This window comes from Marinobacter sp. 2_MG-2023 (assembly GCF_030546935.1).
Lineage (GTDB): Bacteria > Pseudomonadota > Gammaproteobacteria > Pseudomonadales > Oleiphilaceae > Marinobacter.
Window position 1 is genome coordinate 1 of sequence record NZ_JAUOPH010000011.1, and the last position, 9,223, is coordinate 9,223.

Annotated in this window: 14 protein-coding genes; all 14 read right to left on the bottom strand. The window is 53.7% G+C overall.

From position 1 onward, the window contains the following. Positions 1-145: 145 nt before the first annotated feature. A complete protein-coding gene (locus Q4501_RS18315; protein ID WP_303597706.1) occupies positions 146-508 on the bottom strand; it encodes a hypothetical protein in 363 nt (120 codons plus the stop codon). Positions 509-736: 228 nt separating this feature from the next. Beyond that, positions 737-1,729, bottom strand: a complete 993-nt coding sequence (locus Q4501_RS18320) for a tyrosine-type recombinase/integrase (protein ID WP_303597707.1) — start codon at positions 1,727-1,729, stop codon at positions 737-739. Further along, positions 1,726-2,991 (bottom strand): hypothetical protein, encoded by a 1,266-nt coding sequence (locus Q4501_RS18325; protein WP_303597708.1) that lies wholly within the window; start codon positions 2,989-2,991, stop codon positions 1,726-1,728. Before Q4501_RS18325 ends, Q4501_RS18320 begins: the two co-directional genes overlap by 4 nt. Before the next feature lie 130 nt (positions 2,992-3,121). Next, complete coding sequence (locus Q4501_RS18330) at positions 3,122-4,366, bottom strand: zonular occludens toxin family protein (RefSeq protein WP_303597709.1); 1,245 nt, start codon at positions 4,364-4,366, stop codon at positions 3,122-3,124. An 11-nt stretch (positions 4,367-4,377) separates the two neighbouring features. Next, positions 4,378-4,698 carry a DUF2523 family protein gene (locus Q4501_RS18335; protein WP_303597710.1) on the bottom strand — a complete coding sequence of 107 codons (321 nt, stop codon included), beginning with the start codon at positions 4,696-4,698 and terminating at the stop codon, positions 4,378-4,380. Positions 4,699-4,700: 2 nt separating this feature from the next. Continuing rightward, positions 4,701-6,014, bottom strand: coding sequence for a hypothetical protein (locus Q4501_RS18340; protein ID WP_303597711.1), 1,314 nt, complete (start codon positions 6,012-6,014; stop codon positions 4,701-4,703). Between the two features lie 126 nt (positions 6,015-6,140). Beyond that, positions 6,141-6,410, bottom strand: coding sequence for a hypothetical protein (locus Q4501_RS18345; protein WP_303597712.1), 270 nt, complete (start codon positions 6,408-6,410; stop codon positions 6,141-6,143). A 21-nt stretch (positions 6,411-6,431) separates the two neighbouring features. Further along, positions 6,432-6,686: a hypothetical protein gene (locus Q4501_RS18350; protein ID WP_303597713.1), complete on the bottom strand. Its 255-nt coding sequence runs from the start codon at positions 6,684-6,686 to the stop codon at positions 6,432-6,434. A 22-nt stretch (positions 6,687-6,708) separates the two neighbouring features. After that, positions 6,709-7,008, bottom strand: coding sequence for a hypothetical protein (locus tag Q4501_RS18355; protein ID WP_303597714.1), 300 nt, complete (start codon positions 7,006-7,008; stop codon positions 6,709-6,711). A 583-nt stretch (positions 7,009-7,591) separates the two neighbouring features. After that, entirely contained in the window at positions 7,592-8,119 is a 528-nt protein-coding gene (locus Q4501_RS18360; protein WP_303597715.1) for a hypothetical protein, read from the bottom strand. Then, the gene (locus Q4501_RS18365; protein WP_303597716.1) at positions 8,116-8,253 is read right to left on the bottom strand and encodes a hypothetical protein; all 138 of its coding nucleotides are present in this window, start codon (positions 8,251-8,253) and stop codon (positions 8,116-8,118) included. Before Q4501_RS18365 ends, Q4501_RS18360 begins: the two co-directional genes overlap by 4 nt. Continuing rightward, the gene (locus Q4501_RS18370) at positions 8,250-8,513 is read right to left on the bottom strand and encodes a hypothetical protein (protein ID WP_303597717.1); all 264 of its coding nucleotides are present in this window, start codon (positions 8,511-8,513) and stop codon (positions 8,250-8,252) included. The genes Q4501_RS18365 and Q4501_RS18370 overlap by 4 nt, the downstream gene beginning before the upstream one ends. Continuing rightward, positions 8,510-8,974 (bottom strand): hypothetical protein, encoded by a 465-nt coding sequence (locus Q4501_RS18375; RefSeq protein WP_303597718.1) that lies wholly within the window; start codon positions 8,972-8,974, stop codon positions 8,510-8,512. Before Q4501_RS18375 ends, Q4501_RS18370 begins: the two co-directional genes overlap by 4 nt. Next, positions 8,971-9,223: hypothetical protein (locus tag Q4501_RS18380; protein ID WP_368498053.1), on the bottom strand; the 253-nt coding region annotated here is incomplete at its 5' end. The genes Q4501_RS18380 and Q4501_RS18375, both read right to left, overlap by 4 nt.

Below are 9,223 nucleotides of genomic sequence, written 5' to 3' on the forward strand. Positions count from 1 at the left end.
CGGGTTCAATTCCCGCCGTCTCCACCAACTACCAAGAGAAAAGCCCCTGATTTCAGGGGCTTTTTTCGTTCTAGGGTTAGTTTTTTTTGACTAAGTGTCCACGGGACGTCCACTTAAGAACATGGAATCATGAACAACAATAGCCTCAACTCACGCAAAGGCCGCACACACCAATACACCAAGTAGGAGATGCCTCGCCTCCCCCGCCCACTCGCGTCTCGATCCTACTCCAACTGCGATCAGCATTACCTTCCGCTAAAAGCTGGCTAACGGCATCACCTTCGGGCGGAAAATAGTTATTGTCGCGATCAATAAAATGAAGGTGTGTGCCCTGAGGCAAAGTGAGAGCAACTTCTCTAAACGCTACCTGTTCTGGTGATTTTTTGAACTCCTCTAATAAGCTCTGGTTGTTAACCATTTTATTTCCGAGTTCTTCCACCTTATCGAAGTCGACCGACATAACACTGCCACTGAAGCCGTTAATTTTCGCTGACATTAAACCTGGCATTTTTTATCTCCCAGTTTCATTGACCTTTTATGGTCGTCGGTTTACAAAAAAATAATCTTGGTTTGAACAGCGAGGGACAACTAAAGCGTGAAAGGTAATTCTTGGAAAACACATAGAGCGGCAACTTCCAAATCCCTGGACTTCCTCCTCAGACCCAAGTTAAGACAAAGTTAGCCGAAACAACAAGCCAACGAAGTAAGAATTTAACAGTGAATCAAATACTCACTTTTATCGAAGAATTCTCAACGGATTTTTCTCGACCGCATCCCTTAAATGATCCGGGGAAAAATGAGCGTACCGCATAGTCATAACAATAGTTGAGTGCCCTAGAATCTTTTGAAGGCTAATAATATCGCCACCGTTCATAGTAAAGTGGCTAGCGAAAGTGTGCCTCAGAACGTGAGCTGCTTGACCAGGTGGCAGAGCAATACCTGATTTATCGAGAGCACGCCGGAACGCAGAAAGCGAAAAGCTAAAACTTCCATGCTCTTTCAGATGCTTTCGGATTTCACCAAACAGCTCTTTGCTGACAGGAACGGATCTCGACTTTCCGCTCTTAGTATTCACGAACGTGAGCTTTCCTTCCTGAACATGCCGTACCTGAAGATTCTCAGCCTCTCCCCACCTTGCGCCGGTCGCCAAGCAGATCCTTGTTAAAAGGTGGACGTGTGGATTCTGGCTGAACTCATCGATGGTTTTGAGAAGGTGCCGGATCTGCTCGACAGTGAGCCAGGATAGCTCCCGTTCATCCAGGCGTATCATCTCAACCTTCCTGATCGGGTTATCGAATTCTATTTCGTTCAGACGGTTCAGTTGATTGTAAACCGCATTGAGGTAACCCAGGTGGTTATTCAGCGTTTTCTTGCTGGCGCCTTTCTGGATCTTATGGGCTCGGTACGCCAGAAAGGACGCCGGTTTTACGGTCCTGGCGATTGGATTGCCCATGAATCCAGCCATTGCATCAAGGCACCGCTTTCTTCGTTCACCATCTTTCAAGTGAACACCTTTGGCGTTGAACCATAGCTTTATCAGCTGCTTCAGAGTTCGATTGTCGGCTTTCGAGGGGTTCCACTCTTTGCCTTCAGCGCTTTTCGTCAGCACATAGGTTTCAAACCGCTTTGCTTCAGCCTTAGATTCGAAGCTTTTGCGAATGCGCTTTGAGCCTCGACCATCTGTGCGCAGATCTACCTGCCATCTTCCTGATGGGAGCTTCCTGATCATGCGGCCACCTTGGTCAGCAGTCGTCGTCTTATGAGTCCGTCCTGGACAAGCTGGAAGAGTTCGTTTTCAAAGATCTCTCTTCGTCGGTAATAAGCGCACAGATCCTCCCAGAGGCCGGACTTTTTGAGGCAGTCCCAAGCCTGTCTTGCGTTAAACCGGTTGCGGGCATAGATGGAAAGCAGGTTTCCGAAGGCCAGGGAGACGTTCTTTTCGTTGCCGCAACCGGGTTCCTTTTTTGCGCGCTTGTAGAGCAGATCCGGGGCTGAATAGCCAAAGCCGATGTCGTCTCTCAGTTTGGTCCAGATGGGGTGTACCCACTCCCGTTTGACCTCATAGCGGTTGCTCTGGAGTGCGTATTGCCAGAGACCAGTGAGGTGGGGAACGGCGTCCATGTAGGTATAGATGGGTTTCATGTTCGGCGTGCCCTGGGAGATCTCATTGACGATCCGGTGGTGGAAGCGGATTTCGAGACGCCAGACGGGTTTGTCAGGGTCGTAGCAGGTGTCCGGGAAGCATTCTTCGTTGCTGGCGCATTCCCAGATGCTTTCCATGAAGGCGCGCTTGTCGGAGACATCGACCTCTTTGGACTTGTCGTAGAGGCAGACCTGAAGGCTGTTGGCCTTGCCGAAGGTGTAGGTTTCGCCTCTGCCGTTGACGGTCGAGCCTTCCAAGCCCTGGAAATGAAAGTCACTCATGCCGTTGTGGACGCTGATGGTCCGGGCTCGGGTGACGAAGTGCTGGGCAAAGTCCTGGGGAGGTTCCCAGCCCTGGAAATCCACGGCCAGGTGAAGCGCGATACCAACCGGTTTGATGCCCTTCAAGAAGTGCATACCCCACTCTGCCAACTCGTCATGTATCTGGTCGCTGGAACGCTCATAGAGCCAACGGGGTGAGGTTTCGATTTTGACGTGGGTTCCCTGGGTATCCGCTTCGGCGTAGAAATTCTGCAGCAGAATGGTTAAGCCGTATTCGCGGTTCTGCAGAATGTACTTAAACCCCCCTCGCCTGCCCGACTGGAGCCGGAAGGGGATCTTGTTAATGGTGATCGTCGCGTCATAGCCGGATTCGTATTCGGTGGCGATCTCCGCGAGGATTTCCGGCTTCAGTCTCCCCTGGAACAACTGACGGACGGTATCAACGCCAGTCCAAAGCACGTTGACGTGGCTTAGGTTCACTTGCTGACCTTCAGGACCGATAAACAGATCCCCTTTTCCGATTTCGCCGGTGGTTACGTCCAGTCGTTCAAAGTCTTTGATTTTCATCTGTGGCTCACTGTGGTTCTGTGTGGTTAAAAATCGACTTCCGTCGTTTTCTATGAGACGTGTTACAGGGACGTCTCCGGGCTCCGCCCACTCCCTGCCGCTCCTCGCCATCGTCGCGGCCGTCCGCGGGCTACGCTTCCTCGTTCACCTTAATTAAAGGGTTTGGCACCGCGTAGGCTTCCGGTTCAACTTCAGGCCGGGGGTCAGGCTCTCGTATGCGATCACGCTGGCAGTAGATGTCCTGGACCTTTTCTCCGTCCCACCACAACTGTCCGTAGCAGGGGCGCAGGTAGAGGACACGGTAGCCGTAGCTGAATAGTTCCCGTTGGGTTAATGAGAAGTCCCCCTGTCGGTCCTGGGCGTGGAACAGGTAGGCGCGGTTAAAGCTGCCCGCGATTCTCAGTGCGGCATCCTGGAGGGGATGTTCGTGTAGGTTGTGGGCTAGGCCACCGCTGTTCTGAGGATCAGTTTGAGGATGGCGGACATCACGACCATCAGACAGAGCATCAGGCCCAGTCGCATCGATGTTTTGAATACTCGCCGGATCAGCCGGACTAAAAGTCCGCTCCCTTTCAAATATGTTGACCGCAAGCACGGCAAACACCAGTACAGAAAGGACTGACAGCGAAAGATAGCCCACAACGCGTTTATCTTTAAAAACGCTCTGGGGTCCTTGATTGGACTGATGGTCGCCGGTTTTGGTGCTCTGGTAGGTGGCGAAGATCGATGGGTCTGATTTGTATTCTTTCGGGACACCGTATGCATGGCTTTTCGATTTGCCGTTGTTCTCAGGGTCATGTTCCACTTCCCTCCATTTGCCTTTTTTCCAGGGCAGCAGTTCACCCATGGAGTAATGCCGAAAGGCCACCTGGGCGGCCTGTCGAATGTCGGTATGCACTTTGGATATGTTGGGGGTACACAGGAAGACGTCCCAGTTGTAGTGCCGGTGCATGTCGTAAGCTTCAAACATGTCGGCGGGGCGTTCGTCCTGTTTGGCCTGATCTTCGCCGCCGGGGTAGTCCAGGTTCTCGGGGCGGAAATCTTTTCGCTTGGCCGGGTAGATGGCCTGGGCTTCGTCGATGATGACCATGGCGCCCTGAGGAGCCCAATGGAACCAGCGAGCCATGTAGGCTTTTTCGTCCCGGCCTTCGGTGCTGACGTTGAGGATTTCAGACTCATCACCGAGGGTGATACCTAGGGCTTCTTCGACTTTCTCGACAGAATCGAAGCCCCGGATATTGGTAACGACCGTGCGTCCATTTGGAAACGGTGCGCCTTCACTGTCATCTTTCATTAAGGCAGGAATGGCGTGACGCTGGAGGACACCGAAGGATTTATAGGAACCAGGGTGGCCGTGATGTATGACGATGCTCATGGTTGCCCTCCTTAGCCGATCACGTCCATAACGTAGCGTGTGACTCTGGCGTTGATGATCATGTTGAAGGCTTCCGGGAGTTTGAGGAACGTGGCCACGCCCAAGACCTGGGAATCAAGTTGCCCCCAGTAGGTTTCGATGGTGCTGGAGACGTTGAGCTGGTTGAGCACTTCCTGGGCCACGTTCCAGCTAAAGCCGATGAAGGCAATCTTGGCCTTGGTGGCGGCAATGACGATCCAGGCACCGGCCTTGACCATCCAGTCGTCAATCAGTGCCGGGATGCCGGTGAAGAACAGCCAGATGGCATCAAAAAAATCCGCGATGAATTCCATGGTTACCCCCTTGAGGTGAACAGGATGCCGGCGCTGATGAACGCCGCACAGAACAGGACAATGGCCCCAAGAATGTCGAGACCGGAGAGAAAGCGATTGAGCGAGAAATTAACCTCAACGCCTTTGATCGTTTTAATATCGTCGTCAACGGAGCCACCACCAGTGAGACTGGTGCTGAACATGGCCAGTACTTCGGCTTTGATTTCGTTGATTTTGGCCTGGTAGTCGGCCATGACCTGGTCGTAGTCGTCAGAAGGATCTGTCAGTTCGGTATCGATGGCATCACCGCCCCAGCTGATGGCGTTGCCGTCTTCGCCAACAATTTCGGTTTGGCCGCTACTACCGGAGCCACCGCCGCCACCTGGAATGTTGCCGATGGCATCCGTTATGGACTTGGTGCCGTCAGTGATCCGGTTACCAATGCCTTTCAATAGCTCTTCAGAATTCGCAGTATTGTCATTGCCTTTGCCGAGCAGATTTTTTATATCCTGGAGCTGGCCGGCTATGCCGGTTAAATCACCTTCTCCGTCTCCATCACTATCACCCTCTGATGAATCCGTTGGCGGGCTTTCTGAATCATCATCGATACCCGCACAGATGAATCCATATTCCTCAATGACGGTGATGGTGTCCCCCTGGCATTTAGGGGCACCATAATCATCAGCGAGACAAACGAGCTCATTATTAAATATGCCCGACTGACCCGGCTTGCCACCGATCGTGCAGGTTGTATCGCCACAGATGGCTAAAGGAGCATTCCCAAAGCCCTGGTTTACATTTCCCCGGAAATCTTCGGATTCTGAATTGCACGATTCTAGCTCAGGGTCGTCAGAGCCAACACAATAGCTATTAAGTGGCCAAAAGCCAGAGGGGCATTCAGCAACGCAGGATTGGGTACCAGGATTATAGAACTCACCTATTTCCAGGCAATCTTCTGGTTCTTTTGGGGAAACACACTCGCCAGTTTCAGGATGAATGATATTGGGGCTAGAACATTCAGGTGGCGGAGGCCCTATAGAACACTGACCCTCGTAATTAGGAACGGTTTGACCACCACTATGAGTTTTGATGCCATTAGGCACGAGATACTGACCGTTAACGGAACAACGCCAGCGATAATACTTAAACATCGATGTTGCGCCAGATGCGACACCTGCATCGCATGATTGAGATGCATAACCATCACAATTATAGGGATATTTATATAAACCCTCGTACGATGAACCGCTACCCCATTCAATATCATCAGACATTACGTATTGAGAAGAGGAGAAAAAGAGCAGCAGGATCAGACATCCCTGAATAGGTAAACGCACAAGATGATCCCGCTGAATAAGTAGAAAAGGGCCGATGATCCGGCCCTCTGGTTTTGCGTTAGTTGCCGTTGTAACCGAGGGCAAACATAGAGGCCCACAGGGCCCCTATGAGCACACCGGTAAACATCAGCGACGAAGGATGGACACGATCATGCCCAGGCCGGTCACGATCGCCACCAGGGCAATCACACCCACAACAGCCGCCGTGACGTTGGTTGAACCGTCTGTGAACGCACCTTCAATCGCCGCCGAGTGGTCAGCAGCAGTCGCCATACCAGCAGCAAAACCAGCAGTCAGGGCGACGCCTACTTTTGCGGCACGACGACCGAAGCGAGTGCGAGCCATGGCCCAGTGTTTTCCGTTTTCTTTCTTTTCCATTTCGATCAATTCAGACATAACGAATACTCCGTTTGGTTTTTAAGAGGCTTTCCTCATCACCTGGACAAGCCGGCTTAGTGAGATTCCGATGGCCCAGAAGACCAGGCCGGAACCCATTACCAAGCCGATCATGGCCGGATCTGGGGAAAGGTATTCAGCGAACACCGTGTCGATGTCCTGTTGCTGAATTTGTTGTACCGTCCAGGTGCCGCCGGTGCAGGCCATGACCGCGTTGCCGTTGACCGCTTCGCTCGTCAGAGTGCCGCTGCATTGGTAGTTCTGGACGGTTGGCATTCTTTAGTCCTGTTTCTGGTAATCAGGACGCTGGTTTCTTCACTTGATCCTGGGGTTTCATGTCCAGGGCTTTGAAGGTGATTTTGCCGCCCTGCCCGGCTTTCATTTGGGCCTTTACGGTGAACATGGCTGGGAGGCGGTCGGCGTGATTTCTGAGTTGGTCGATGTGCTTCCAGTCGCAGGCGATTTTCATGACTTCGTTGCCTACGCGGTTGTCGTCGTCGGCTTCTGCCGGGGAGTAGGCCCATAGGGAGCCACCACGGTTTCCGTCGATGTCGTAGCGGGTGGCGCCGATGATCATGAGGTTGAGGTAGTTTTCCATTTCGTAGGTCCTTTGGTTTCTGGTATTGCTTGGGTTGTGAATCCCGGAAGATCCGGGAGGTTTGAATCTGGGTTATGCGACCCCTTCGGGGCAGGCTCTACTCGCTCTGCTCCTGGCCACTAAGGTGTCCACCCTTACGGGTGACGATCCTTGTCGCCTGCCGCGCTCCGCTTGCCTCCTTTGCTCATAGCTCGGAATCAAGGGGCGGGCGTCCTCCCCCGACATCCTCACCACTCTTTGTGCGCACTGTGGACCAGCCAGAGCCCGCCACAAGGTCAGGGGGCCGTTGGCCCTGGCGCTGCGCGCCAACCTTGCACCGGTCACTGTCCGGTCCCCTTTTCGTGCGCGAGTGGTGACGATGACGGGGGCGGACTCGAAGGCTTTTCAGGGGGTTGGGCCTGAGTGCCAAAGCTGGGGCAGCCGGCCTCTAACCAGGAGCGCAGGACCGAGCCGCCGAGGGTCCAGAGGTCGGTGCCTCGCTGGATGGCTTCCTGTTGTAGCTGGAGGTAGCAGGAGCTGGGCGCGGCGACGTAGAAGCGGCGTTCTTTGTCTTCGATCTGTTCCTGTCTCGGGGGAATGTGGCTCATAGGTTGTGCTCCGTGACGTTGGGGAGGTCCAGGCGACCACAGTCCCAGGCGTCTCTCAGTTGGATGAGACGATCAAAGGCGGGGCTGTGGTGGCCGCTGGCTTCCAGTTCGTGAATCAGGGCGTCGGTGAAGGCGGATTTGCAGCGGGCCATGTAGTCGCACGGATAGTCGGTGCGAACGTCCTGCAGGTTGTTCAGACGGTGCAGGAGGGTGTTAAAAAGGCCTTCCAGAGCTTCAGGGGTGAGCGCAGAGGTCGGGCGAGGGCTCTGGAAGGCAAAATCGTTACCGCGGATCTCTTTTGTCAAAATTCGGCTGGTCAGTTGGCAGTGCAATCGTCGGGCGATGACCAGGTGGTGAAGGTTGCCCAAGACAAACAGACGGGCAGCGGACTTTATCGCCGTATCTACATCATCGTTATGCAGGGCTTTCAGGCCGGTCCGGAACACGTTGACTGGTTCACTGTGCGGGCGTTGAAAGGCAAAGCTGGCTGTTTTGCGGGCGGCATTGAAACGAGGAAACTTCATACCGGCACCTCGATGTTTTCTAGATATTCCCGAGCAAACGCATTCCGGGCGCTAGCTTGAGCGCGCAGATCCTGAGTTTCGGGTGCGCTGTGGGTCATGCCCTGCCCTGGCTTTTGATCAATGTGCTTGATCATTGAACCCGAGCCTCCCTGCAAGCGGTGTGCATGAAGGGGCTGACGGCCTGGGTCTGGGCGTAGGTACTGAAAGCCGTTTCCGCGAGCTTGGCGTAGGCGTAGAGGTTGGCGTCCAGGTCGTGGAAGGCGGCCATCATGCCCTGGATCTTGATCAGGCATTCGAAGGCGGTATCTCTGTCGCCAGCGTCCAGCCATTTAATGGCCAGGTTGAACAGAGTACGGATTTCGTGGCGTTTGAGTGCGCGTAGGGCCGGAGTCATACGTAGGCCTCCAGTCGGACACCTTTATAGACTTGCCCTGGTAATACACCGCAGGCAGACAGTTGTTCACGGCGAAGCACGACCGAATCCGGGAGGGTTCCTTTTACGCTTTGGAAATAGTCCAGGTAGGCATCCAGCTTGGAGCGGATCTTCAAGGACTTTGCGTTGTCGTTGAAGTGGACGGCATCGCCGTTCACCGGGTGCTGTTCGATATAGGGAGAGACGAAGGACCAGCCAGAAGCACCGTTGACACGATCACCACCAACGGCCATCCACTGGCGGCCTGAAGCACTCACAGCGACAGTGCCAGGGGCAACCATTCGGGCGGGGCCGAGGCAATCTGCCGACGCAACAAGCTTGCCGCCATCAAAGAACCAAACACCTGGAATAGGAACACCGCCGTTAGTGCGAAGCTCAACAAACTGCTTCACGGCTTCGCCTGTTTTATTAAGACGTTTCATTGCCAGTCCTCCTTATCCAGTGCCTGCTGAGACAGAGCAGCAATGTTGACCATGCGAATCCGACCGATCTTGAGAGATGGCAGGTGGCCTTTTTCGACCTGCCCCCTTACCTGCCCTTCCGTTAAGCCCGTGAGTTGGGCGTAGCGGTCCTGGGTCATGACCGGGGTTGCTAGCAAGATGATCTGTTTCTGCTCGTCCACTGTTTTGCACTCTGCTACACTGTTATACATAAACTGCTTAGGATTATGT

Excerpts from the sequence above, each read along its gene's own strand:
- Q4501_RS18315 (WP_303597706.1), bottom strand. The coding sequence starts at position 508 with ATGCCAGGTTTAATGTCAGCGAAAATTAACGGCTTCAGTGGCAGTGTT.
- Q4501_RS18320 (WP_303597707.1), bottom strand. The coding sequence starts at position 1,729 with ATGATCAGGAAGCTCCCATCAGGAAGATGGCAGGTAGATCTGCGCACA.
- Q4501_RS18325 (WP_303597708.1), bottom strand. The coding sequence starts at position 2,991 with ATGAAAATCAAAGACTTTGAACGACTGGACGTAACCACCGGCGAAATC.
- Q4501_RS18330 (WP_303597709.1), bottom strand. The coding sequence starts at position 4,366 with ATGAGCATCGTCATACATCACGGCCACCCTGGTTCCTATAAATCCTTC.
- Q4501_RS18335 (WP_303597710.1), bottom strand. The coding sequence starts at position 4,698 with ATGGAATTCATCGCGGATTTTTTTGATGCCATCTGGCTGTTCTTCACC.
- Q4501_RS18345 (WP_303597712.1), bottom strand. The coding sequence starts at position 6,410 with ATGTCTGAATTGATCGAAATGGAAAAGAAAGAAAACGGAAAACACTGG.
- Q4501_RS18350 (WP_303597713.1), bottom strand. The coding sequence starts at position 6,686 with ATGCCAACCGTCCAGAACTACCAATGCAGCGGCACTCTGACGAGCGAA.
- Q4501_RS18355 (WP_303597714.1), bottom strand. The coding sequence starts at position 7,008 with ATGGAAAACTACCTCAACCTCATGATCATCGGCGCCACCCGCTACGAC.
- Q4501_RS18360 (WP_303597715.1), bottom strand. The coding sequence starts at position 8,119 with ATGAAGTTTCCTCGTTTCAATGCCGCCCGCAAAACAGCCAGCTTTGCC.
- Q4501_RS18365 (WP_303597716.1), bottom strand. The coding sequence starts at position 8,253 with ATGATCAAGCACATTGATCAAAAGCCAGGGCAGGGCATGACCCACAGC.
- Q4501_RS18370 (WP_303597717.1), bottom strand. The coding sequence starts at position 8,513 with ATGACTCCGGCCCTACGCGCACTCAAACGCCACGAAATCCGTACTCTG.
- Q4501_RS18375 (WP_303597718.1), bottom strand. The coding sequence starts at position 8,974 with ATGAAACGTCTTAATAAAACAGGCGAAGCCGTGAAGCAGTTTGTTGAG.